Raw genomic sequence first — 22495 nt, forward strand, 5'->3', positions numbered from 1 at the left:
GCCCGGGGCGGCGGCGTGTTGGCCCGAGGCGGCGGCGTGTTGGCCCGAGGCGGCGGGGTTAGCAACCGCAGGAGTGGCGGTGCATCAGGTGGGGTGGGAGGCGGATAGTTTCGGGGCGGCGGTCCGGATCGGTGATCCGGGCCAGGAGCAGGCGCACCGCCTGGCGGCCGATCTCCTCGGTCGGCTGCGCCATGGTCGTCAGGGGCGGGTCGACGAGATCGGCCCATTCGGCGTCGTCGTAGCCGGCGATCGCGAACTCCCGGCCGACGCGCAGGCCACGCCGCCGCGCCTCGTGCAGCGCGCCGACCATCATCGCGTCGTTGGCGACCACCAGCGCCGAAGGCGGCTCGGACAGCTCCATCAACCGGCGCAGCGCGGCTGCGCCACCCTCTTTCGAGGAATGCCCGGTCACCACCAGTTCCGGCTGCCACGTCAGCCCACCGCGGCCCAGCCCGAGCCGGTAACCGAGTATCCGCTCCTCGCTCGTGCTCAGCCCGGGCACACCGCTGATCAGCCCGATCCGCCGGTGCCCCAGCGACGCCAGATGCTCGGTGAGCGCCGAGGTCGACTGGATGTTCTCCGAGCCGACCTGGTCCACGTCGGTCCGCGTGGTCAACCGGTCGACGAGGACGACCGGCACGCCGAGCGACACCAACTCGCTGATCACCGCCCCGTCGCCGGGCGCGGGAGTCAGCAACAGACCTTCGACGCGGCGGGAGCGAAGCGCGCGTACGGTGTCCTGCTCGGTTGCGACCGCGTCGTGGGTATCGGCGAGCAGCACCGTGTACCCCGCTTCGGCGGCTTCGCGCTCGACAGCCTGCATCAGCGCCGCGAAGTAGGGGTTGGCGAGCAACGAGATCGCGACCCCGATCGAGCGCGTGCCGCCGGTGACGAGCGAGCGGGCGATGACGTCACCCGTGTAGCCCGTCTTCTCGATCGCCGCGAGCACCGCGGCCTTCGTCTCCGGCGCCACCGCCCGCGTCCCGTTCACGACATGCGACACGGTGGTGATGGACACCCCGGCCAGCTCCGCGATATCCCGCTGAGTGGGCCTGACAGATCTTTGCCGCGACATGAACGCTCCCGTCAATGCTTACCGGCAAGCGTTTGCGCAAACGCTTGCGAGATCAGGATAGAGATCTCTACCGTCCGGGCAGCAAGGTCCCAGCCTCGATGGGGAGGTCCCGTGAGACATCGCAGTCTCCTGTGCCTGCTTGTGGCCGCCGCAGTGACGGTCAGCGGGTGCACGGTCGAACGGCACTGGGGTGGCAGCGCCAGCACAGGAGCTGGCGGCGACGGCAATGCTGCTGCCAAGATCGGCCTGGTCACCAAAACCAACACGAACCCGTATTTCGTCGAACTGCGCAACGCCGCGAGCGCGGCCGCGCAAGCTCAGGGCGCCGACTTCGTCGCGCTCGCCGGGCAGTTCGACGGCGACAACGACGGCCAGGTCCGCGCCATCGAGAACCTCATGCAACAGGGCGCGACCACGATCCTGATCACGCCGAACTCCTCCACCGGCGTGCTGGACGCGATCGACCGGGCGCGCAAGGCCGGCATCATGGTGATCGCGCTCGACACCGCGACCGATCCGGCGAGCGCCGTCGACGCCACGTTCGCCACGGACAATCTCGCCGCCGGCCGCCAGCAGGGCCAGTACGTCAAGGCCGCGCTCGGCGGCGCCGCACCGAAGCTGATCATGATCGACGGCACCGCGGGCAGCACCGTGGACACCTTCCGCCACAACGGTTTCCTCGAAGGAATCGGGCTCAAGGACGGCGACCCGGCGATCGTCGGGCGCGAGCCGGCGAACGGGGATCAGAGCACCGCGCAGCAGAAGATGGAGAACCTGCTGCAGCGTTCGAGCGATGTCGACGCCGTCTACACGATGAACGAACCCACCGCGCGTGGTGCGTTCGCGGCACTGCAGGCGCGGGGGCTGCACGTCGTGATGGGCTCGATCGACGGCGGCTGCCAGGGTGTGGAGAACGTGCGCGACGGCGAGTACGCGGCGACGGTCATGCAGTTCCCGCGCAAGATGGCCCAGGAGGGCGTGCACGCGGCCGTCGAATACGCGAAGACCGGCAAGAAGCCGAGCGGGTTCATCGACACCGGATCCGTCGTGATCACCGACCAACCGATGCCCGGTGTGCCCAGCCACGACACCCGATGGGGCCTGCAGAACTGCTGGGGGACGAAATGACCGCCGTAACCGCGGAACGCCGGACACACGACAGCGCTGGTGAGTTCTTCCTGCGCGCGCCCGCCGCCGGGCCCGCGCTCGCGCTCATCCTCGCGATGATCATCTTTTCGCTGTCCACCAGCAGGTTCCTCGAACTGGACAACCTGTCGCTGATGGTCGACCAGGCGCTCGTGGTCGGCACGCTCGCGCTCGGCCAGACGCTGATCATCCTCACCGCCGGGATCGACCTGTCCAATGCCTCGGCCATGGTGCTGGGCACCCTGATCATGGCGAAGCTGTTCGCCGGCGGCATGCCGGGGCCGGCCGCGCTGATCCTCGGCGTGCTCGTCACGATCGGCATCGGGCTGGTGATCGGCTCGCTGGTCACGAAGGTCAAGCTGCCGCCGTTCATCGTGACGCTGGGCTTCTTCACGATGCTCACCGCGGCGGACAAGCTCGTCGCGAGCGGCCAGGCCGTGCCGGTGACCGAGCACGGCGTACTCACCTGGCTCGGCACCCAGCGCTACCTGTTCGGCGGTATCCCCGTCACCTACGGCATGACCGTGGCACTCGTGATGTACCTGGTCGTGTGGTACGCGCTCACGCGAACGGCGTGGGGCAAGCACGTCTACGCCGTCGGCGACAACGCCGAGGCGGCACGGCTGTCCGGGATCGAGGTGAACCGCACGGTGATCTCGGTGTACGTCGTCGCCGGGCTGATCTTCGGCCTCGCCGCGTGGCAGGCCCTCGGCCGGATCCCGAACGCCGACCCGAACGCGTTCCAGCTGGGCAACCTGCAGTCGATCACCGCGGTGGTGCTCGGCGGCACGAGCCTGTTCGGCGGCCGCGGTTCGGTGCTCGGCACGATGGTCGGCGCGCTGATCGTGACCGTGCTGCAGTCCGGTCTGTCCCAACTCGGCGTCGACTCGCTGTACCAGGACCTCGCGACGGGTGCCCTGGTCATCGCCGCCGTCATCGTCGACCGTCTGGCGAGGAGGAAGTCATGACCACTCCCACCCTGTCCGCGCGCGGGCTGGTCAAACGCTACGGACACGTCACCGCGATCGACGGCGCCGACTTCGACCTCTACCCGGGCGAAGTGCTCGCCGTGGTCGGCGACAACGGGGCCGGGAAGTCCAGCCTGATCAAGGCGTTGTCGGGCGCTCTCGTGCCCGACGCCGGCGAGATCAAAGTGGACGGTGAGACCGTGCACCTGCGCACTCCGATCGACGCCCGCCGCATCGGCATCGAGACCGTGTACCAGGATCTGGCGCTCTCGCCGGCACAGGACATCGCGGCGAACATGTTCCTGGGCCGGGAAGTCCGGCGCACCGGCCCGCTCCGGCTCGTCCGCAAGCTGGACACGGCGAAAATGCGCACCGAGGCCCAGCGCGTCCTCGACGAGCTGGACATCAAGGTCAAGTCGATCACGCAGCCGGTCGAGACGCTGTCGGGCGGGCAGCGTCAGGGTGTCGCGGTCGCGCGGGCGGCGGCGTTCGGCAGCAAGGCGGTGATCATGGACGAGCCGACCGCGGCGCTCGGCGTCGCCGAATCCGGGCGAGTGCTCGCGCTGATCCACCGGATCCGCGAGCGCGGCCTGCCGGTGGTGCTGATCAGCCACAACATGCCGCACGTGTTCGAGCTCGCCGACCGGATCCACGTGCACCGGCTCGGCAGGCGCGTCGCGGTCGTGTCGCCGGAGACGACGTCGATGAACGAAGTCGTCGGGCTGATCACCGGTGCGCTGGAGGTCGGCGAAAACGGTGCGGTGCGCGAGGTCGAAGCGGCTGTCCACACGGGACTGTCGGCATGACCGTCCTTCTCGCCGGCCTCTGTACGATCGATGTGGTGCAGCGGGTGGCCGAACTGCCCGCGCCCGGCGAGAAGGTGCAGTCCTTGTCGGTGGACGTGGCCGCGGGCGGGCCGGCGGCCAATGCGGCGGTGACGGTCGCCGCGCTCGGGGGCCGGGCGCGGTTGCTGACGGTCCTCGGTTCGCACCCGCTCGCCGGCCTCGCCCGTGCCGACCTTTCCGCCTGCGGGGTGGATTTCGTCGATATCGCGCCATCCGTCGCGGACCCGCCAGCGTTGAGTGCCGTCGCGGTCAGGGATCGCGACGGCGAACGCACGGTGGTCTCCCGCAACGCGGCGAACAGTCCCGCCTTCTCCGGCGCGCCCTGGGAGCTGGACGGGGTGAGCGCGGTCCTGGTCGACGGTCACCACCCGGAACTGGCGCTGGGCACCGCGCGCTGGGCCCGCGCACAGGGGATTCCGGTCGTGCTGGACGCGGGAAGCTGGAAACCGGTGCTCGACGAACTGCTGCCGCTGGTCGACATCGCCGCCTGCTCGGCGCATTTCCGCGCGCCCGGGCCGGATCTGCTCGACCGCGGGGTTGCCACGGTGATCACGACGGCGGGCGCGGACCCGGTGCGCTGGCGAACGGCGTCCGCCGCGGGCGAGGTGCCAGTCCCGGCCACCGAAGCGCGGGACACCCTGGGCGCGGGCGATGTCTGGCACGGCGCGCTCGCATACGGTGTCGGGAGGTTCGAGTTACCGGAGCTGATCCGGTACGCCAACGAGGTGGCCGCGCGGCGGGTGCGGTACGCCGGGCCGCGGGCCTGGGTGATGAGGATGGGAATGCCATGACGTCGTTCGACGACCTGCTGGAACGCGCGGAATCGCTGGTGGCGCGCGGTGAGCGGACACTGCTCGGGATCGTGGGCGCGCCCGCTTCGGGCAAGACCACACTCGCGTGGGCGCTCGCGAACGCGCTCGGCAACCGGGCGGCGGTGGTCGGGATGGACGGGTTCCACCTCGCCCAGGTCGAGCTGCGCAGGCTGGGCCGGGCCGAACGCAAGGGCGCGCCCGACACGTTCGACGCGCACGGTTACGTGCATTTGCTCGGCCGGCTCAAGGCCGGGCGGGAAACCGTGTACGCGCCGGAGTTCCGGCGTGAGATCGAGGAACCGATCGCAGGGGCCGTCCCGGTCTCGGCGGACGTGCCGCTCGTCATCACCGAGGGCAACTATCTGTTGCTGGACTCGCCACCGTGGGCCGCGGTGCGCGGACTGCTGGACGAGGTGTGGTTTCTCGCGCCCGACGAGCATGAGCGGGTCGAGCGGCTCGTGACCCGGCACCGCCTGTACGGCCGGTCGCTCGTCGAGGCGCGGCGCCGGGCGCTGGGCAGCGACCAGCGGAACGCCGATCTGATCGTGCCGAGCGCGGCGCGCGCGGATCTCGTGCTGGAGAATATGCCGCTGGCCAACTTCGCCATATGACGCTGATCGTGACCGGCGGGAGCCGGGGGATCGGGGCCGCGGTATGTCTGCTGGCGGCTTCCCACGGGTACGACGTGGTGATCAACTACGCGTCGGACGGGGTCGCGGCCCAGGAAGTGGCGTCGCAGGTGCGGGCGCTCGGCCGGCGGGCGCTGACGGTGCGCGGCGACGTCTCGGCCGAAGAGGACGTGACGGAACTGTTCGACGCGGCCACGGAGTTCGGGCCGCTGATCGGAGTCGTCAACAACGCGGCGATCACCGGCAACACCCCGGGCCGTCTCGACGAGCAGAGCGCCGAGACGGTGAAGAGGGTGCTGGACGTCAACGTCGGCGGGGTGTTCCTGTGCTGCCGCGAGGCGGTGCGGCGGATGTCCACGCGGTACGGCGGTTCGGGCGGCGTGATCGTGAACATCTCCTCGACGGCCGCGCGGACCGCTTCGGCTTCAGCGCTGCGGCGCGGAGCGCCTCGATCAGGGGTGGTGGTCGGGCGACGGGCGGGCGGGTGCATTACGCGGCGACGAAGGCCGCCGTGGAGACGATGACCGTCGGCCTGGCGCAGGAGGTCGCGCGTGAGGGCATCCGGGTGAACGCTGTCGCGCCGGGCATGGTCGAAACGGGCCTGCACGAGGCGGCCGGTCTGCCGGACCGGCTCGAAAGGCTCGCGCCGGGCATCCCGCTCGGGCGCGCGGGCCGGCCCGAAGAGATCGCCGAAGCCGTGCTGTGGGCTGCTCTCCCGAGCGTCGTCGTACGCCACCGGCTCGGTACTCACCGTGGGCGGCGGGCGTTGAAAGTTGTCCACAGGCTGTGAGCAATTCGCTGAGTTGTCCACAGATTCACGAGAAAGCGTTTACTCAGCGCGAGCGTCGGTAGCCTTGCCGTGGGGAACACGAAAGGACGGCTGCCGTATGTCCACGCTGACCGGCGTGCATCACCTGGCGCTCACGGTGACGGACGTGGATCGCAGTGTCCCGTGGTATGAGCGGGTGCTGGATCTGAAGGAGGTCGCCCGCCGCGAGGACGCGGAGACCGGGATCCGGAAGGTGGTGCTGTGCGGGCGGGCCGAGGCGTTCTCGGTGATCCTGGTCCAGCATCCGGACACCGAGTTGGGCGACTTCGACGAGCGGCGCGCGGGTCTCGACCACGTGGCGTTCACGGTGGACTCCTACGCCGAACTCAAGGAATGGGAGAGCCGGCTCGTGGAGTACGGCGTCACCCACTCCCCGGCCAAGGCGTCCCGCACGCTGCCCGGCTCCGCCGTCGTGGTCTTCCGCGATCCGGACGGGATCCAGCTCGAGGTCTGGGCGGATCCGACCTCCTGAAGCGGACGCGCGTTGCCGACGCTCTTGACGTCCTCCCGCACCTGCGCGCCGGCCTCGAAGCTGCTTGCGCGTGGCTCCACCACCGCGAAGGAGGGTCAGGCGGCTTCGGGGAGTTCTGTGTCGTGCTCGCGACGCGTGTCGTCGACCGGGCGGCGCATCTCCTGGCGGTACCGCACGATGCCGAAAGTCGTACCCCCGATGAAGAACGCCACCGAAAGCCAGACGAGCACCGTCTTCACCCAGGGGATCACTTCCAGCAACCCGGCGCCGTAGTAGCCGAGCAGCACCAGTGTCGGCACCCACAGCAGCCCGCCGAGCGTCGTCGCGAGCAGGAACCGCCGCGGGTTCATCCGGGCGGCGCCCGCGATGAGCGGCGCCAGCGTGCGCACCCACGGGATCCACCGCGCGGCCACGACGGCGAAGAACCCCCTGCGGTCGAGGAACGCGCGCGCCCGCTCGAGGTTGGCTCTGTTCAGCACGCGCCCGCCGCGGCGGGCGATGAACCGGGTGCCCGTATGCCTGCCTATGTAGTACCCGGCCTGGTTCCCGACGACGGCGACCACCAGCGCGGCCACCGACAGCAGCCAGGCGTTGGCGTCGGCGCCGTGCGAGGCCAGCACGACCCCGGCGGCGAACAGCAGCGAATCGCCCGGGAGGAACAGGCCGACGATCAGCGCGCATTCCACGAACACGAAACTGAGCACGATCACCCAGACCAGCACCGGGCCCGCGGTGTCCAGCCAGCTGACACCAAGGCCTGACGAGGCGGCGTTCACGACACTCACCCGCCGAAGCCTACGTGGCGAACGCAAGCCGCGGTCAGCCGAAGGGGTATTCGCCGTATCCGTCAACCACTCGGAGCCCTCGAACGGGTGCTCACATCTGCGGCAGCGACTCGCCTTGAACGGCCTCGACGTCGATTTCGATCTTCACCGTGGTGCCGATCGCGGCGACCCCGGCCCGGACCATCGCGTTGTAGTTGATCGCGAACTCGTTCCGGTGCAACTGGGTCTCGGCGTGGAACGCGGCGCGCACGCCGCCCCACGGGTCCGGGCCCCAGCCGCCGTAGGTCAGGTCCAGCTCGACCGGCCGCCGCTCACCGTGCAGGGTGAGCTCGCCCGCCAGCGTCCACGTGTCCGCGCCGCGCTGGCGCAGGCCCGTGCTGGCGAAGCTGATCGTCGGGAAGGTGTCGACGTCCAGGAAGTCCGGCGAGCGGAGGTGGTCGTCCCGCATCTTGATCCCGCTGTCGAGGCTCGCGGCCTTGATCTCGGCCGCGACCGAGGACTGCTCGACCGGCCTTCCGATCACGATCCGGCCGTTGACCTCGCTGAACCGGGCCCGGATGCTCGCGATGCCCAGATGCCGCGCGGTCGCGACGACCGTGGTGTGCACCGGGTCGATCGTCCACGGCCCCGGCGGCGGCGGTTCGACCGAACCGGCCACCGGCTGCAGCGGGATCTCCCCGAGGGAGCCGGTGCCGTCCGAGCCGATCTGCGCCGTACGGGCGACCGGGTTGTACCCGGCCGCGGTGAGCACGGCGGTGTAGACCCCGGGGGGCAGTGGCTGAGTGTCCACCGCCCCCTTCGCGTCCGAGACCGCGCGAGCCACCTGGTGGCCGGACATGTCGGTCACGGTGAGCACCGTGCCCTCGACCGCCCAGCCTTCGGCGGTCTGGATCCGCGCGTTCAGGCCCGTCATGACCGCTCGCCGCCGAACTGGTCGATCACCTGCTCGTACCCGAGCCGCACGTCGTGGACCGCCTCCCCACCCGGCAGCTCGACCTGGCTCGTCGCCGGCGGGTATCCGCTGGCCACCACGGTGTAGCTGCCCTCGGGCAGATCGCTCACCAGGTACCGGCCTTCGGCGTCGGTCCTCGCCACCGCGGCCACGTTGCCGTTCCCGTCGAGCACCGTGATGCGGGCATCGGGGACCGCGCGATCGCCGTCCGTGCGGGCCGTGCCGGAGAGCACGACCGCCGAGGACAACTCGAGGTCGTGCCGCAGCACGCCGCTGTCGGGCACGGTCAGCATCTCCGCGACCGGGCGCATCCGCTCGGCACTCGCGACCAGCGTGTACGTCCCGGCGCCGACGCCGTGGAAGGTGTACGCGCCTTCCGTCGTGGTGATCGACGCGCCGGTGACCTCACCGCGCGAGTCGGTCAGGGTGACCGTCGCGCCCGCGAACGGCGTGCCCTGCCCGGCGATCCGGACGGTGCCGCTCAACTCTCCGGAACCGACCAGCGTGAGGTCCAACTGGGCGGGGCCGTGCCCGACCACGACGCTGGAGGCCTGCGGCTGGTGGCCGCTCGCCGAAACGATCAGCACGTACGTGCCCGCGCCAGGAGCGTTGATGGTGTACGCACCGTCGCTGCCCGCCGTGCCCCGCGCGACCTGGCGGCCGCGCTGGTCGATCAGGGTCAGCGCCGCGCCGAGCACCGAGGAACCGTCCTGCCTGCGGATATGCCCGCTGATCGGCTGGCCGTCGGTGTCGACGGGGCTGCTCATCCCGGCCGTCGCCGTGGCGAACGGCGCTGTCTGCGTGGCGAGTTCGTAGTTGCCGTGCCCGTTGGTCTCACCTGGCGCCGCATGGCGGCCGGCGCCGACGAGCGCCGGTTCGGGCTCCGGCTCGGCCAGCGCCGCCTCGGCGTCGGCCCAGTTCTCCGATTCGGCGCTGGCCTCGTCCGGCAGCAGCGCCTCGCCGCCCTCCATGGCCGGGGCCGACGGGCCGGGCCTGTCCTGGAGCGGGATCTCCCGCATGAACAGCAGCACGATGGTGGCCAGCAGAGCCACGCCGGCGGCCACGTAGAACACGCCGTGCATCGAGTTGGTGAAGCCGGTCAGCACCGGGTCCTTGATGGCCGCGGGCAGGCTGTGCAAACCGCTCGTGTTCGACTGCAACTGGTTCAGCGCGCCGGCGTTGAACCCGGCCGGCAGGTGGCCGCCGAAGGCGTCCGAGATCCTGGTCGGCAGCAGGTTGAACAGGATCGTCAGGAAGACCGCGACACCCAGCGTGCCGCCCATCTGGCGGAAGAACGTCGCGGACGCGGTGGACACACCCATGTCACTGCGCGGACCGGCGTTCTGCGCAGCGATGATCAGCGTCTGCATACAGCCACCGAGGCCGAGGCCGATGACCAGCGTGTACACGAGCGGCTGCCACGCCGGGCTGTCGAAGTGCACCTGCGCGAAGAGCACCGTGCCAGCCGCGATGACGAACGTGCCGACGATCGGCAGGATCTTGTACCGGCCGGTCTTCGCGGTGATCTGGCCCGAGATCTGCGAGCCGATCATGATGCCCAGCACCAGTGGCAGCATCAGCAGGCCGGCCTCGGTCGGCGAGTAGCCGCGGACCACCTGGTAGTACTGCGGCACCATGGTGATGCTGCCGAACATCGCGACACCGACGATCGTGCCGGCGATGATGACCAGGCTGAACGTCGAGTTCTTGAACAACCGCAACGGGATGAGCGCCGCGTCCTTCATGACGTACTCGACGAAGATGAACAGGATCACGCCGAACGCCGCGACCGCGTAGCAGATCACCGACCGGGTCGAGCCCCAGCCCCAGGTGCGGCCCTGCTCCGCGACCAGCAGCAGCGGCACGACGGCCACCGCGAGCGAGAGCGCGCCCCACCAGTCGATCTTCTGCGGCTGCTTGAGGTGCGGGACGTTGAGCACCCTGAACACGACGAACAGGGCGACGATGCCGATCGGCACGTTGATCAGGAAGACCCAGCGCCAGCCGTGCAGCCCGCCGAGGGTGGTCAGGCCGGAGAAGAACCCGCCGAGCACCGGGCCGAGGACGGTCGCCGAACCGAAGACCATCATGAAGTAGCCCTGGTACTTCACCCGCTCACGCGGGGGCACGATGTCACCGATGATCGTCATGGCCAGCGACATCAGGCCACCGGCGCCAAGGCCCTGGAACGCCCGGAAGGCCGCCAGCTCGTACATCGAGGTGGCGAACGTACAGGCGGCCGAACCGATCACGAAGATCGCGATCGCGGCCAGGAAGAACGGTTTGCGCCCGTAGATGTCGGACAGCTTGCCGTACAGCGGGGTCGCGATCGTCGCGGTGATCAGGTACGCCGTGGTGGCCCAGGCCTGCTCGCTGAACCCGTTCAGGTCGTTCGCGATCTTGACGATCGCCACGCTGACGATGTTCTGGTCGAGCGCGGCGAGGAACATGCCCAGCATCAGGCCCGACAGCACGGTCATGATCTGCCGGTGTGACAGCCGCGGCATCTCCGCCACCGGCGCGGCTCCCCCCGCCGCCGCCGCGGGTTGTCTGGTGGAACTCGTCATGCGTCAGGCCCCCTTTGCCTCGGCCGACCCGTGGTCGGCCATCTGCAGAATGCTTGTCTCGATGCCGGAGTTGAGCCGGGCCAGCAGCCGGTTCAGCGTCAGCCTGTCCTCCTCCGGCCAGTCGGCCAGCACCTCGGCCAGCCATTGGTTGCGCTGCCGCCGGTTCTCCTCGAAGACCCGCAGCCCCTCGCTGGTGGGAGCGAGCAGGCACGCCCGGCCGTCCTCGGGGTCGGCCTGGCGCTCGACCAGGCCGTGCTGCACCAGGGAGCTGCTCTGCCTGCTGATCGTGGAGATCTCGGCATGCAACGACTCGGCGAGCTTGCTGGTGCGCTGCGGGCCGTCGTGGATCAGGTGGAACAGGATCGCGTAGGCGGCGCGCTCGATCCCGTCCTGCCCGTGCGTGACCACCCCGGCCTTGGCCTTGTGCACGGCGCGCATGAAGCGGACCAACTGCATCCCCAACTCGTCCGCGAGGTCGAGTTCGCCTGCCGTGATGGCTACCTCGCGCGTGGCGGCTGCCATGGTCATCACCTTCTTCGCTTAATTGGCGCCTGCAACTAGTTGCCCTAAGCAAGGATGCACCTCAACTGGTTGGTTGCGCCAGTCAAATAACTCCCCATGTGTCGTAAAACACTTTAGTTGCCAAAGGCAAGTGAATTACCCTGGGTCGCTCTGTCCGGTTCGCACCGTTCACTCCCCGCGCATATCGAAACTACGCCCGGGGTACGACAATTCCTGGCATGACCGATGACGCTGCCCTGCTCGAGCTTCTCGCCGACCGCCCGTTCGGAGTGCTGGTGACCCTCAGGCGCGACGGCAGGCCCCAACTGTCCAACGTGACCCATTTGTACGACGCCGGAACCGGCCGGATCCTGGTGTCGATCACGGACGGCAGGGCGAAGACGCGGAACCTCCGTCGCGATCCGCGCGCGACCTACCACGTGACCAGCACGGACGGCTGGTCCTACGCCGTCGCCGAGGGCACCGCCGAACTCTCAGCCGTCGCGCGGGATCCGCACGACGAAGCGGTCGAGGAACTCATCGACCTCTACCGCAAGGTCGCCGGCGAGCATCCGGACTGGGACGAATACCGCGCCGCGATGGTGACCGACAAACGGCTCGTACTGCGCATACCGGTCGACCGGATCATCGGGATGACACGCTGATCAAATTCGGAAAACTTGTTCCGCAGTGTGGAGAAGACAGCCTTACGATATGAGCCATGGGCAATGACGCACTGCTGACCAAGCTCCGGAAAGCGGCCGGCGACGAAGCCGTCCTGACCGACCCCGACGTGATCGACAGCTACTCGCGCGACATGATGCCGCTGGCCCCGTCCGGCCGGCCACTGGCGGTGGTGAAGCCCTCCGAGGTCGAACAGGTCCAGGCGATCGTGCGAGCGTGCGCCGAGGCGAAGGTGCCGATCGTCCCGCGCGGCGCCGGCAGCGGGCTGTCCGGTGCCGCGAACGCCATCGACGGCTGCGTGATGCTCGTGATGACGAAGTTCGACCAGGTGCTGGAGATCGACGCCGGTAACCGGCTCGCGGTCGTGCAGCCCGGCGTGGTGAACCTCGACTTCCGCAACGCGGTCGAGAAGCATGGCCTGTTCTATCCGCCCGACCCGTCGAGCTACGACTGGTGCACGATCGGCGGCAACCTGTCGACGAACGCCGGCGGGCTGTGCTGTGTGAAGTACGGGGTCACCACGGATTCCGTGCTGGGGCTGGAAGTCGTACTCGCCGACGGCTCGCTGCTCAGGACAGGGCGGCGCACCGTGAAGGGCGTGGCCGGCTACGATCTGACCAAGCTCTTCATCGGCAGCGAGGGCACGCTCGGCGTCATCACGAAGGCGACCGTCGCGCTGCGCCCGCTGCCGCAGGCACCCGCCACGCTCGTCGCCGGGTTCGATCACACGGACAAGGCGGGCGAGGCCGTCGCCCGGATCGTCCGCGAGGGACTTGTGCCCTCGCTGATGGAGATCATGGACGCGAGTTCCATCAAGGCGGCCGAGCACCATCTCAACACCGACCTCGGCGCGGGCTCGGACTGCCAGGCGCTGCTGCTGTGCCAGTCGGACTCCGGTGCCGAGGTGGCCAGGCGCGAACTCGCCGCGATCGAGCAGATCTGTTCCGACTGCGAGGCGACGATGACCTACGCGACCGAGGACCTGGCCGAGGGCAAGATGCTGCTACAGGCCAGGCGGGTCGTGCTCACCGCGCTGGAGGAGTACGGCGTGTGGCTGACCGACGACGTGTCCGTCCCGCGGACCCGGATCGCCGAGCTCATCCAGGGTTGCGAGCGGATCAGCGACGAGGTCGGCCTGCGGATCGCCGTCGTCGGGCACGCCGGCGACGGGAACATGCACCCGACGATCGTCTACCAAGCGGGGAACGAGGACGAGTTCGCGCGCGCCCGCACGGCTTTCGACGCGATCCTCGACGTGGGCCTGTCGCTGGGCGGCACGGTCACGGGTGAGCACGGGGTCGGGAAGATCAAGAAGGACTGGCTCGCGCGCGAGATCGGCCCCGTCGGGATCCGGGTGCACCGGCAGATCAAGCAGGCGCTGGATCCGGACAACGTGTTCAACCCGGGCTCGATGTTCTCGATGACCTGAGGTACTATCTCGACACGGCCGCGCTGGTGAAGCTGATCCGCGCGGAACCGGAAAGCGGCGCGCTGACGGACTGCCGACGCGGAGCCCCGGGGCCTGAGCCGGGACGGTCAGTGATCGATCCGGGGGATCTGCTGGGTGACCTCCGGATCGGTCTCGGCCACGGCGCCGTTCTTGCGCTCGCGGCGCCTGCGGGCCCATTCGACGACCAGCGGCACCACCGACACCAGCACGATCAGGACGAAGATCGCCTCGATGTTGTTCTTGATGAACGAGATGTTGCCGAGCAGGTGGCCGAGCGCGGTGATGCCGGCGGCCCAGGCGATACCGCCGATGATCGTGTAGGTGAAGTACTTCTTCGCGTCCATCCGGCCGACCCCGGCGATCCACGTGATGAACGTGCGCACGAAGGGCACGAACCGCGCCAGCACGACCGCCTTCGGGCCGTGCTTTTCCAGGAACGCGTGCGTCTTGTCGACGTACTCCTGCTTGAAGAACCGCGAGTCCGGCCGGTTGAACAGCGCCGGGCCCGCCTTGTACCCGATGAGGTATCCGACCGCGTTGCCGAGCAGCGCCGCGACCGTCACCAGCAGGCAGACGAGCCACAGCGGGGCATGGATCGCGCCCTGCGCCACGAACAGGCCGGCGGTGAACAGCATCGAGTCACCGGGCAGGACCGGGAAGATGCTGCTTTCGATGAAGATGACCAGGCACAGCCCGACGATCACGTACGCGCCGAACTGGGTCAGCAGGTACTCCGGGTTGAGCCAGTTGGGCATCAAGGCGAGTGTGGTCGTCGTCGCGGCGAGGTACACAGCACAAAACGGTACAGGGTGACCCTGTGTGGTTTCAGCGACCTCACAGCAGCGTGATGAGCCCGATCACCGCGCCGGTCGCGAGCCCGAGGAGCACCGCGAGCAGCAGGATCCAGTAGGCGGGCAGCGGTCCGGACGGCAGCTTCGCCTGGACCTCCCGGTGGCGCACGGCCGGGGGCTCGAGCGCGGCCCTCTCGCGGGCCAGCGCGCCGTCGCCGGTGCCCGACAGCAGGCCGTACTGGGCCGGAAGGCTGGGCGAGGGTTCCGGCGTGGTGCCCGGCGGAGCATTCCGCGCCTGCGCACGCAACGCCTCGGCCAGGAGGCGCTCCGGGTCCTGAAGCTCGCTCACCCTCTTCAGCTTAGTGGGCAATCCCGTGGCCGACCCACTCCCCACGACGCAGGACCTTGGCCGGCCGCAGGTCGTCGTCGAGGATGACGAGATCCGCGGACAGGCCGGTTTCGAGGGAACCGGTGCGGTCTTCGATGCCGAGCAACTCCGCGGGCCGGCCGGAGGTCGCGCGCACCGCGTCCGGGATGCTCAGCCCGGCGCCGCGCACGAAGTTGCGGAACGCGACGTCCATGGTCAGCGTGCTGCCCGCGAGCGAGCCGGTGTCGGAGAGGGTCGCGACGCCGTCCCGCACGTCGACCTCGAGGCGGCCGAGCTGGTAACGACCGTCGGCGGCGTCGGTGGCCGACATCGCGTCGGTGATCAGCACCGTGCGGCCGCGGCCGGCGTACGTCGCGGCCAGGCGCAGGACGGTCGGGTGAACGTGCACGAGATCGCAGATCAGCTCGACGGTCACCCGCTCGTCGTCCAGCAGCGCCCCGATCGGTCCCGGTTCGCGGTGGTGCAGCGGGCGCATGCCGTTGAACAGGTGTGTCCCCACGGTCGCACCGGCTTCGATCGCCGGGCGGATCTGTTCCTCCGTACCGTCCGTATGCCCGATCGCCGCGATGACGCCGAATTCGGTCAGCTGCCGCACGGCGCGAACCCCGCCGGCCAGCTCGGGGGCGAGCGTCACCATGCGTACGGCGCCGTGCCCGGCCCGCAGCAGCGCGTCGACGGATGCGGTGTCGGGTTCGAGCAGGACGGCGGGATCGTGCGCGCCACAGCGGGCTTCGGCGATGAACGGACCTTCGAGGTGCACACCGGCGAGCTCACCGTCCTCGACCAGCTCACGAAGCGCGGCCAGCTGGTTCACCAGCGTCCGGATCGGCTCGGAGACCAGGCTGGCCATCATCGTGGTCGTGCCGTGCCGCCGGTGCGCGGCGATGGCGCGCCGCAGCTCCTTCGCTTCGGCGCTGGAGAACGAGCCGCCCCCGCCACCGTGGCAGTGCGCGTCGATGAACCCGGGCACCACGAGGCCACCGGCCAGCTCGAGGTGGTCGCCCGGTGGTGGGGTGCCGGTGCCGATGCCGGATATCCGCCCATCGGCGACGGCGAGCCAGCCGTCGTCGACGAGTCCTTCGGGTAGCGCCAGTCGGCCGCCGGTCAGCACGAAGTCCGTCACGTACTCCAGCATATATTGGTCTAAACCACGAGTGGCAAGGTCAACCGCTCATCGCCTTCTGCAGCGATTCCAGGGCCCGGCTCGCGGTGGACTTGACGGTACCCTTGGAAATCCCGGCGGCCTCGGAGATCTCCGCCTCCGAAAGCCCGCCGTAGTAACGCAGTACGAGCACCTCCCGCTGGCGCGGCGGGAGTTTCGACAGCGCGCTGACCACGGCCTGGTGTTCGTTGGAGAGCATCGCGAGGCTTTCCGCCGACCGTGCGTTCACCGCATGCGGCGGTACGTACTCGCGTGCGGTCTTCCGGCGGCGCAGCACGCTGCGCGAGCCGTTGACGACCGCGGTGCGCAGGTAGCCGACGGCGGCCTGCGCGTCGCGCAGCCGGGCCCAGTTGCGATACAGCCCGGTGAACGCCTCCTGCACGACGTCCTCCGCGGTCGCGGGCTCGTCGACCAGCAGGATGGCCAGCCGGACAAGGCGCATGCGATGCGTGCGGTACAGATCCTCGAGCGTCAGCGGCGCGGACTGCGTGGGCGTCTCTCCCGCCCCGTCGATCGTGCGCAAATGCCCCAGCGTGCGCTCGACACTACGCTCCGCATTGCCCTCCGGCATGTACTCCTCGACCCTCGTCCGCGTGTTCGCCACGACTGTTCCAACGCGCGCCCAGCGTATCGGGTTGCCGGAGCGCGCCATAGTCGCGAGCGGGCAGAGGTTGGGGCTTGCCGGGTACGTCCCTAGCGAATCGCGGCCTTCCCGCCGTTGCCGACGACAGCGGCGGCGCGCGAGCCCCGCGCGTCGATGTCCTCGATCGCGGCCCGGTCCGCGGCCGGGACCCGGAACCGCGAGCCGAGTTCGATGATCGGTGGCAGGAACAAGCGCACCAACTTCAGCGCGAGCACCCAGCGCGGGACGTGGATCGCCCGCGCCCGCTTCAGCACGCCCGCCTCGAGTTGATCGAGCGCGACGTCGAGCGGGTACGTCTTGCCGAGCGGGCCCGGCATCCCGCCGCGCAGCTTGCCGAACACCGGATGCGCGTCCGCACTGTCCACGAGGTCGGTCTTGATCCAGGTCGGGTGCGCGACGCCGACCCGCACCCCGAGATGCGCGACCTCGGCGCGGAGGCTGTTGCAGAACGCCTCGACCCCGGCCTTGGCCGCGGAGTAGTTCGCCAGACCCGGGGCGTGCGTGATCGCCGCGAGCGAGGAGATCGCCAGCAGGTATCCCTTGCGCTCGATCACGTGCGGCAGCGTCACGCGGAACGTGCGCCACACGCCCAGCAGATCGACCTCGATCACCTTCTCGAAGGCCACCCGGTCGACCGACCGGACGAACCCGGTGGTGGCGATCCCCGCGTTGGCGACCACGATGTCGATCCCGCCGAAGTGCTCGACCACTTCCGCGGTGGCGCGCTCGAGCGCGTCCCAGTCGGTGACGTCGGCTTCCCAGGAGCGTGCCGACGCGCCAATCTGGTCGGCGACCTTGCGCTGCTCTTCGGCCTCCAGGCCCACGAGCGCCACCTTGGCTCCCTGGGCGGCGAGCCGCTGCGCCAGCCCCGCCCCGAGACCGCGCGCAGCTCCGGTGATGAGCACGACCTTGCCGTTCACGTTGGCCATGGTCGAACCGTACCCCAACCTACCGCGAGTAAGCTACTACTGAGTAGGTGATTACGACGAGGCCTCGTCGAGGCTCGTCAACTCGGCCGCGGTGAGCCGCAGCTCGACCGAGGCCAGCAGATCACGCAACTGATCGACATTGCGCGCGCTCGCGATCGGCGCGGCGACGGTCGGCCGCGCGGCCAGCCAGGCGAGCGCGACGGCCGCGGGCGACGTCTTGTGCGCGGCCGAAATGTCGTCCAGCGCCTCCAGCACGCGCTCGCCGCGATGGTCGAGGTACGCGATCGCACCCTCATTGCGCGGGCTGCCCGTGTTCACCTCGCGGGAGCGGTACTTTCCGGTCAGGAAGCCCTTCGCCAGCGCGAAATAGGGCAATGTGGACAGTCCTTCGCGCCGCACGAGCGGCAACAACTCGTCCTCGTACCCGCGCTCGACCAGATTGTAGTGCGGCTGTAGCGCGACATACCGGGCGAAGCCTTCACGGTCCGAAATGGACAGTGCCTCGGCGAGCCGCTCCGCGCTGTAGTTGGACGCACCGAGGTAGCGGACCTTGCCGGCGCGCACGAGTTCGTCGAACGCGCCGAGCGTCTCCGCCAGGGGCACGTCCGCGACGTCCCGATGTGCGTAGTACAGGTCGATGTGGTCGGTTTGCAGGCGCCGCAAGGAATCCTCGGCCGCCTCGCGGATGTTCTTGGCGGAAACCCCGGGACGCGCCGGCCAACTGCCCACCTTCGTCGCGATCACGATGTCATCGCGACGGCCGCGCTTGGCGAGCCAGTTCCCGATGACGGTCTCCGATTCGCCGCCGGAATTGCCCGGAGCGCGGTGCATGTACGAATCGGCGGTGTCGATGAAGTTCCCGCCTGCCGCGGCGTAAGCGTCCAGTACCTCGAAGGACTGCCGCTCGTCGGCCGTCCAGCCGAACACGTTGCCGCCCAGGTTCAGGCCGTAGACGTCCAGTTCGCTGTTCCCGATCTTCATGGTTCCACGCTAGCTCGGAATGCCAGGGCGGCGAGTGAAGTTGTGAGCGGCATGGTGAACGCACTCGGCAAACTCGGTATCTGGCGGCACCCGAGCCAAATGAGCACTGAGCTCGCGCAGGAGGTGGAGAAATTCGGCTACGGCGCGATCTGGCTCGGCGGCTCGCCCGACGCGGATCTCGCCGACGTCGACCGGCTGCTCGACGCGACCGAGCACGTCGTCGTCGCGACCGGCATCGTCAACATGTGGAAGGACGACGCGGCGCCCGTCGCCCGCTCCTATCACCGGATCGCCGGCAAGTACCCGGGACGCTTCCTGCTCGGCGTCGGGATCGGCCATCCGGAGGCGACCAAGACCTACCAGAAGCCCTACGAGAAGATGGTCGAATACCTCGACCAACTCGACGCCGCCGGCGTCCCGGTCGAGGACAGGGCGCTCGCCGCGCTCGGCCCGAAGGTGCTGAAGCTGTCGGCCGACCGCACCGCGGGCGCGCACCCGTACCTCACCACACCCGAGCACACCCGCCAGGCGCGCGAGATCCTCGGCGAAGGCAAGCTGCTCGTCCCCGAGCACAAGATCGTGCTGGAGTCCGACCCGGAGCGCGCCCGCGCGATCGGCAGGCCGCGCGTGGAGAACCCGTACCTGCACCTGGTCAACTACCGCAGCAACCTCAAGCGGCTGGGCTGGACCGACGAGGACCTCGCCGACGGCGGCAGTGACGCGCTCGTCGACGCGCTCGCGCTGCACGGCACGGCGGCCCAGATCGCCGAGGGCCTGCAGGCGCATCTCGACGCGGGTGCGGACCAGGTCTGCGTCCAGGTGCTCGACGACGATCCGCTGCCGGCGTACCGGGCTGTGGCGGAGGTCCTGCTGTCGTAGTCGCGGCCCGGCGGACCTCGTACGATTCGGGCAAGAAGGCGCACCACCGTCCAGGAGGAGACCAACGATGCCCATCGCCACCCCCGAGGTCTATGCCGAGATGCTCGACCGGGCCAAGGGAGGCGAGTTCGCCTACCCGGCCATCAACGTGACCTCGTCGGAAACCCTGAACGCGGCGCTGAAGGGGTTCGCCGACGCGGAGAGCGACGGCATCATCCAGGTGTCCACCGGCGGCGCGGAGTTCGCGTCCGGCCTCCATGTCAAGGACATGGTGACGGGCGCGACCGCGCTCGCCGAGTTCGCCCATGTCGTCGCGAAGAAGTACCCGGTCAACGTCGCGCTGCACACCGACCACTGCCCGAAGGACAAGCTGGACGGTTACGTCAACCCGCTCATCGCCATCTCGCAGGAGCGGGTCAACCGCGGCGAGAACCCGCTGTTCCAGTCGCATATGTGGGACGGCTCGGCGATCGACCTCGACGAGAACCTCAAGATCGCGACCAACCTGCTGGAGAAGGCGGCCGCCGCGAAGATCGTCCTCGAGGTCGAGATCGGCGTCGTCGGTGGTGAGGAAGACGGCGTCTCGAACGAGATCAACGAGAAGCTGTACACCGCCGAGGGCGACTTCCTGAAGACGGTCGACGCGCTGGGCTCGGGCGAGAAGGGCCGCTACCTGCTGGCCGCCACCTTCGGCAACGTGCACGGCGCGTACAAGCCGGGCGCGGTCAAGCTGCGTCCGGACGTGCTGAAGCGGGGCCAGGCGGTCGCGTCGGAGAAGCTGGGCCTGCCCGCCGGTTCGAAGCCGTTCCAACTGGTGTTCCACGGCGGTTCCGGCTCGCTGCTGGAGGAGATCCACGAGGCGGTCTCGTACGGCGTGGTGAAGATGAACGTCGACACCGACACGCAGTACGCGTTCTCCCGCCCCATCGCGGACCACTTCTTCAAGAACTACGACGGCGTACTGAAGATCGACGGCGAGGTCGGCAACAAGAAGACCTACGACCCGCGCAGTTACCTCAAGAAGGCCGAGACTTCGATGGCCGCGCGGATCGTCGAGGCCGCGCAGGCGCTCAAGTCCGTGGGCACGAAGCTCTGACTTCACCCGCGGGTGTACTTGCCGTGGGCATCACGGGCCCGGCATTGTGTCGGCCCGTGATGCCCAAACGAATGGTCGCCGCCGTGCTCGTCGCGTGCCTCGTCCTCCTCGGCAGCGGGGTGCTCGCCAGCTTCGTCTTCTGACGAGGCAGGATGGCGGCATGACGAACCTGCTGGAGCCGGAGCCCACCCGGCTCCCCGAACGCACCGACGCACAGGCCGCACTCGACGCCGGGACCGATCCCGCCGAGGTCGCCGCCGAGCACCCGGACTTCAGCGAGGCCTGGGCCGCGCTGGGCGAACGCGCGCTGGACGCAGGTGAGATCGTCGCCGCGTACGCCTACGCCCGCACCGGCTACCACCGCGGCCTCGATCAGCTGCGCCGCGCCGGGTGGAAGGGTTTCGGCCCGGTGCCCTGGAACCACCGGCCCAACCAGGGCTTCCTGCGAGCCCTCGCCGTCCTGGCGAAGGCCGCCGAGCGCATCGGCGAGACCGAGGAGTACGAGCGCTGCCGCACGTTCCTCGTCGACTCCGATCCGGCCGCCGCCGAGGCGACCGGGCTGACGTAAACGGTCAAGCGCACCGCCCGCCCGACCACCGCCCCTCATCGAGGCGCTTCGCGCCGCGGTGTTCTCTAAAAGGCTCCACAATTGTCCGGGGCCGGAGCGCCGTGCAGGCGCGCGTCCAGCCAGGCGAAGGCGTCCGGGTAGGCGGCCAGTGCGCCGCCCACGTGCGTCGGCGCGGCGAGGGTGTCGAACTGCACGGTCGCTCCTTCCGAGCACCACTCGCGGGCCATGGTCCGGCCCTGCGGGTAGGGCACGATGTCGTCGAGCGCGCTGTGCGCGACCAGCACCGGCACGGCCGGCGGGGTAAGCCCGATTCGCTGCTCGCCGACGACCGTTTTGAAGGGTTCTTCACCCAGGTACGCGGTGATCGGCCGGCCGTCGGCGGTCAGGTCGGCGGTGCGGGTGAAGGCGTGGTTGAGGATCGCGTCGGCGGTGCACTCGTTCTCGACCTGCTTCTCGAGTGCCTTGCCCTTCGCGTTGAGCACGCTCGTGATGTTCAGGTCGGGGTAGGCGTAGTTCATGCTCGCGACGGCGAACAGCAGGAAGCCGACCGCGTAGTGCCCGTCGAGGTTCCTCGCGACGGCGGCCAGGTCGGCGGGCGGGGCCCCGGCATACGCGCCCTTGAGCTGCAGTTCGGGTGCGTACGCCGGTTGCAGTTCCGCCGCCGCGGCGGAGGCGCCGCCACCCTGTGAGTACCCGGCGATCGCGACCGGGCCGTCTGCGGGGAGGCCGGAACCGGGCAGCCGCTGGGCGGCACGGATCGCGTCGAGCACCGCGTACCCCTCGGCCTTGCGGTTGACATAGGTGTGCACGCCCGGCGTGCCCAGCCCCTCGTAGTCGGTGATCACGACGCCGTAGCCGCGGCCGAGCAGTCCCGAAATGAACGGGCCCTCGTACTCCTGGCCCGCGCCGAGGGCCTTCGACGGCGCGCACTGGTCACCGAGACCCTGCGTGCCGGCGGCGTAGCTGATGATGGGGCGAGGGCCGGGACCCTGCCACGGCAGCGTGGGGGTGAGCACCGTGCCGGTGACCGCGACCGGATCGCCGTGGGTGTCGGTACTGCGGTACATGATGCGCTGGACCTTGGCGGGGGCGGGCAAGGTCTTCGCCGGGTCGAGGAAGAACTGCGACGGCTCGTGCCGGATGATGTCTCCAGGAGAGCCCGCCGGCAGGGGCGACGGCGGATCGTAGAAGTCGGCGGCCCCGGCCGGCGCCGCCCCGACAGTCAGCGAGACCAGACCGATGACCGAGGCGAGGGCTGCCACGATCCCGCGGCGGTGGGTCAGACGCATGCTCGCTCCCCGATAAACTATTTTCCGACAGCGCTGTCCGAAAAAGGATCGAGG

General features: G+C 69.5%; 23 protein-coding genes and 1 pseudogene. 12 read left to right on the forward strand and 12 right to left on the reverse strand.

The window, feature by feature from the left end:
- Window positions 1-58: 58 nt before the first annotated feature.
- On the reverse strand, window positions 59-1075 hold the full coding sequence (locus tag FG385_RS12870) for a LacI family DNA-binding transcriptional regulator (RefSeq protein ID WP_139096929.1): 1017 nt from the start codon (window positions 1073-1075) through the stop codon (window positions 59-61).
- Between the two features lie 111 nt (window positions 1076-1186).
- Between FG385_RS12870 and FG385_RS12875 the strand changes: the two genes are divergently transcribed.
- The 7 genes and pseudogenes from FG385_RS12875 (at window position 1187) to FG385_RS12905 (ending at window position 6776) form a co-directional block, all read left to right on the forward strand.
- The gene (locus tag FG385_RS12875; RefSeq protein WP_139096930.1) at window positions 1187-2203 is read left to right on the forward strand and encodes a substrate-binding domain-containing protein; all 1017 of its coding nucleotides are present in this window, start codon (window positions 1187-1189) and stop codon (window positions 2201-2203) included.
- Window positions 2200-3189, forward strand: a complete 990-nt coding sequence (locus tag FG385_RS12880) for an ABC transporter permease (protein ID WP_139096931.1) — start codon at window positions 2200-2202, stop codon at window positions 3187-3189. Before FG385_RS12875 ends, FG385_RS12880 begins: the two co-directional genes overlap by 4 nt.
- Entirely contained in the window at window positions 3186-3995 is an 810-nt protein-coding gene (locus tag FG385_RS12885; RefSeq protein WP_139096932.1) for an ATP-binding cassette domain-containing protein, read from the forward strand. Before FG385_RS12880 ends, FG385_RS12885 begins: the two co-directional genes overlap by 4 nt.
- Window positions 3992-4825, forward strand: a complete 834-nt coding sequence (locus tag FG385_RS12890) for a PfkB family carbohydrate kinase (RefSeq protein WP_139096933.1) — start codon at window positions 3992-3994, stop codon at window positions 4823-4825. Before FG385_RS12885 ends, FG385_RS12890 begins: the two co-directional genes overlap by 4 nt.
- Window positions 4822-5457 (forward strand): nucleoside/nucleotide kinase family protein, encoded by a 636-nt coding sequence (locus tag FG385_RS12895; protein WP_139096934.1) that lies wholly within the window; start codon window positions 4822-4824, stop codon window positions 5455-5457. The genes FG385_RS12890 and FG385_RS12895 overlap by 4 nt, the downstream gene beginning before the upstream one ends.
- Window positions 5454-6245: pseudogene (locus FG385_RS12900) on the forward strand (SDR family oxidoreductase). The gene FG385_RS12895 and the pseudogene FG385_RS12900 overlap by 4 nt, the downstream one beginning before the upstream one ends.
- Window positions 6246-6362: 117 nt before the next feature.
- Window positions 6363-6776 (forward strand): VOC family protein, encoded by a 414-nt coding sequence (locus FG385_RS12905; RefSeq protein WP_139096935.1) that lies wholly within the window; start codon window positions 6363-6365, stop codon window positions 6774-6776.
- Window positions 6777-6871: 95 nt separating this feature from the next.
- Here FG385_RS12905 and FG385_RS12910 read toward each other — a convergent pair whose 3' ends face one another.
- From FG385_RS12910 to FG385_RS12925, 4 genes are all read right to left on the reverse strand, one after another.
- Window positions 6872-7561, reverse strand: coding sequence for a DedA family protein (locus FG385_RS12910; RefSeq protein WP_139096936.1), 690 nt, complete (start codon window positions 7559-7561; stop codon window positions 6872-6874).
- A gap of 91 nt (window positions 7562-7652) precedes the next feature.
- Window positions 7653-8474 carry a YceI family protein gene (locus FG385_RS12915; RefSeq protein WP_139096937.1) on the reverse strand — a complete coding sequence of 274 codons (822 nt, stop codon included), beginning with the start codon at window positions 8472-8474 and terminating at the stop codon, window positions 7653-7655.
- Window positions 8471-11080: an MFS transporter gene (locus tag FG385_RS12920; RefSeq protein ID WP_139096938.1), complete on the reverse strand. Its 2610-nt coding sequence runs from the start codon at window positions 11078-11080 to the stop codon at window positions 8471-8473. The genes FG385_RS12915 and FG385_RS12920 overlap by 4 nt, the downstream gene beginning before the upstream one ends.
- A gap of 3 nt (window positions 11081-11083) precedes the next feature.
- Window positions 11084-11602, reverse strand: a complete 519-nt coding sequence (locus FG385_RS12925; RefSeq protein WP_139096939.1) for a MarR family winged helix-turn-helix transcriptional regulator — start codon at window positions 11600-11602, stop codon at window positions 11084-11086.
- 218 nt (window positions 11603-11820) lie between these two features.
- Here FG385_RS12925 and FG385_RS12930 point away from each other — a divergent pair, with 218 nt between their 5' ends.
- Both FG385_RS12930 and FG385_RS12935 read left to right on the forward strand, forming a co-directional pair.
- Window positions 11821-12246 carry a PPOX class F420-dependent oxidoreductase gene (locus tag FG385_RS12930; protein ID WP_139096940.1) on the forward strand — a complete coding sequence of 142 codons (426 nt, stop codon included), beginning with the start codon at window positions 11821-11823 and terminating at the stop codon, window positions 12244-12246.
- Window positions 12247-12302: 56 nt separating this feature from the next.
- The gene (locus tag FG385_RS12935) at window positions 12303-13694 is read left to right on the forward strand and encodes an FAD-binding oxidoreductase (RefSeq protein ID WP_139096941.1); all 1392 of its coding nucleotides are present in this window, start codon (window positions 12303-12305) and stop codon (window positions 13692-13694) included.
- 107 nt (window positions 13695-13801) lie between these two features.
- Here the strand turns inward: FG385_RS12935 and FG385_RS12945 are convergent, their stop codons facing one another.
- From FG385_RS12945 to FG385_RS12970, 6 genes are all read right to left on the reverse strand, one after another.
- Window positions 13802-14470 (reverse strand): DedA family protein, encoded by a 669-nt coding sequence (locus FG385_RS12945; RefSeq protein WP_200834430.1) that lies wholly within the window; start codon window positions 14468-14470, stop codon window positions 13802-13804.
- A 79-nt stretch (window positions 14471-14549) separates the two neighbouring features.
- Window positions 14550-14855: a hypothetical protein gene (locus tag FG385_RS12950; RefSeq protein ID WP_139096943.1), complete on the reverse strand. Its 306-nt coding sequence runs from the start codon at window positions 14853-14855 to the stop codon at window positions 14550-14552.
- Window positions 14856-14865: 10 nt separating this feature from the next.
- A complete protein-coding gene (gene nagA / locus FG385_RS12955; RefSeq protein WP_139097064.1) occupies window positions 14866-16005 on the reverse strand; it encodes an N-acetylglucosamine-6-phosphate deacetylase in 1140 nt (379 codons plus the stop codon).
- Window positions 16006-16057: 52 nt separating this feature from the next.
- The gene (locus FG385_RS12960; protein WP_139097065.1) at window positions 16058-16627 is read right to left on the reverse strand and encodes a SigE family RNA polymerase sigma factor; all 570 of its coding nucleotides are present in this window, start codon (window positions 16625-16627) and stop codon (window positions 16058-16060) included.
- Window positions 16628-16749: 122 nt separating this feature from the next.
- The gene (locus FG385_RS12965) at window positions 16750-17628 is read right to left on the reverse strand and encodes an SDR family oxidoreductase (RefSeq protein WP_139096944.1); all 879 of its coding nucleotides are present in this window, start codon (window positions 17626-17628) and stop codon (window positions 16750-16752) included.
- Window positions 17629-17679: 51 nt separating this feature from the next.
- Window positions 17680-18609: an aldo/keto reductase gene (locus tag FG385_RS12970; RefSeq protein ID WP_139096945.1), complete on the reverse strand. Its 930-nt coding sequence runs from the start codon at window positions 18607-18609 to the stop codon at window positions 17680-17682.
- Window positions 18610-18660: 51 nt separating this feature from the next.
- On the opposite strand from FG385_RS12970, the gene FG385_RS12975 reads away from it, so the two are divergent.
- The 3 genes from FG385_RS12975 to FG385_RS12985 all read left to right on the forward strand — a co-directional run bounded on the left by FG385_RS12975 (window position 18661) and on the right by FG385_RS12985 (window position 21152).
- Complete coding sequence (locus FG385_RS12975; protein ID WP_139096946.1) at window positions 18661-19488, forward strand: LLM class F420-dependent oxidoreductase; 828 nt, start codon at window positions 18661-18663, stop codon at window positions 19486-19488.
- 67 nt (window positions 19489-19555) lie between these two features.
- Window positions 19556-20584, forward strand: coding sequence for a class II fructose-bisphosphate aldolase (gene fbaA, locus FG385_RS12980; protein WP_139096947.1), 1029 nt, complete (start codon window positions 19556-19558; stop codon window positions 20582-20584).
- Window positions 20585-20744: 160 nt separating this feature from the next.
- Window positions 20745-21152, forward strand: coding sequence for a DUF3151 domain-containing protein (locus FG385_RS12985; protein WP_139096948.1), 408 nt, complete (start codon window positions 20745-20747; stop codon window positions 21150-21152).
- Between the two features lie 65 nt (window positions 21153-21217).
- On the opposite strand, the gene FG385_RS12990 is transcribed toward FG385_RS12985, so the two are convergent.
- Window positions 21218-22441 (reverse strand): lipase family protein, encoded by a 1224-nt coding sequence (locus tag FG385_RS12990; RefSeq protein WP_139096949.1) that lies wholly within the window; start codon window positions 22439-22441, stop codon window positions 21218-21220.
- Window positions 22442-22495 lie beyond the last annotated feature (54 nt).

The organism is Amycolatopsis alkalitolerans (assembly GCF_006152065.1).
Lineage (GTDB): Bacteria > Actinomycetota > Actinomycetes > Mycobacteriales > Pseudonocardiaceae > Amycolatopsis_E > Amycolatopsis_E alkalitolerans.

Excerpts from the sequence above, each read along its gene's own strand:
- FG385_RS12870 (WP_139096929.1), bottom strand. The coding sequence starts at position 1,075 with ATGTCGCGGCAAAGATCTGTCAGGCCCACTCAGCGGGATATCGCGGAG.
- FG385_RS12880 (WP_139096931.1), top strand. The coding sequence starts at position 2,200 with ATGACCGCCGTAACCGCGGAACGCCGGACACACGACAGCGCTGGTGAG.
- FG385_RS12885 (WP_139096932.1), top strand. The coding sequence starts at position 3,186 with ATGACCACTCCCACCCTGTCCGCGCGCGGGCTGGTCAAACGCTACGGA.
- FG385_RS12890 (WP_139096933.1), top strand. The coding sequence starts at position 3,992 with ATGACCGTCCTTCTCGCCGGCCTCTGTACGATCGATGTGGTGCAGCGG.
- FG385_RS12895 (WP_139096934.1), top strand. The coding sequence starts at position 4,822 with ATGACGTCGTTCGACGACCTGCTGGAACGCGCGGAATCGCTGGTGGCG.
- FG385_RS12905 (WP_139096935.1), top strand. The coding sequence starts at position 6,363 with ATGTCCACGCTGACCGGCGTGCATCACCTGGCGCTCACGGTGACGGAC.
- FG385_RS12915 (WP_139096937.1), bottom strand. The coding sequence starts at position 8,474 with ATGACGGGCCTGAACGCGCGGATCCAGACCGCCGAAGGCTGGGCGGTC.
- FG385_RS12920 (WP_139096938.1), bottom strand. The coding sequence starts at position 11,080 with ATGACGAGTTCCACCAGACAACCCGCGGCGGCGGCGGGGGGAGCCGCG.
- FG385_RS12925 (WP_139096939.1), bottom strand. The coding sequence starts at position 11,602 with ATGGCAGCCGCCACGCGCGAGGTAGCCATCACGGCAGGCGAACTCGAC.
- FG385_RS12930 (WP_139096940.1), top strand. The coding sequence starts at position 11,821 with ATGACCGATGACGCTGCCCTGCTCGAGCTTCTCGCCGACCGCCCGTTC.
- FG385_RS12935 (WP_139096941.1), top strand. The coding sequence starts at position 12,303 with ATGGGCAATGACGCACTGCTGACCAAGCTCCGGAAAGCGGCCGGCGAC.
- FG385_RS12945 (WP_200834430.1), bottom strand. The coding sequence starts at position 14,470 with ATGCCCAACTGGCTCAACCCGGAGTACCTGCTGACCCAGTTCGGCGCG.
- FG385_RS12960 (WP_139097065.1), bottom strand. The coding sequence starts at position 16,627 with ATGCCGGAGGGCAATGCGGAGCGTAGTGTCGAGCGCACGCTGGGGCAT.
- FG385_RS12965 (WP_139096944.1), bottom strand. The coding sequence starts at position 17,628 with ATGGCCAACGTGAACGGCAAGGTCGTGCTCATCACCGGAGCTGCGCGC.
- FG385_RS12970 (WP_139096945.1), bottom strand. The coding sequence starts at position 18,609 with ATGAAGATCGGGAACAGCGAACTGGACGTCTACGGCCTGAACCTGGGC.
- FG385_RS12975 (WP_139096946.1), top strand. The coding sequence starts at position 18,661 with ATGGTGAACGCACTCGGCAAACTCGGTATCTGGCGGCACCCGAGCCAA.
- fbaA (WP_139096947.1), top strand. The coding sequence starts at position 19,556 with ATGCCCATCGCCACCCCCGAGGTCTATGCCGAGATGCTCGACCGGGCC.
- FG385_RS12985 (WP_139096948.1), top strand. The coding sequence starts at position 20,745 with ATGACGAACCTGCTGGAGCCGGAGCCCACCCGGCTCCCCGAACGCACC.
- FG385_RS12990 (WP_139096949.1), bottom strand. The coding sequence starts at position 22,441 with ATGCGTCTGACCCACCGCCGCGGGATCGTGGCAGCCCTCGCCTCGGTC.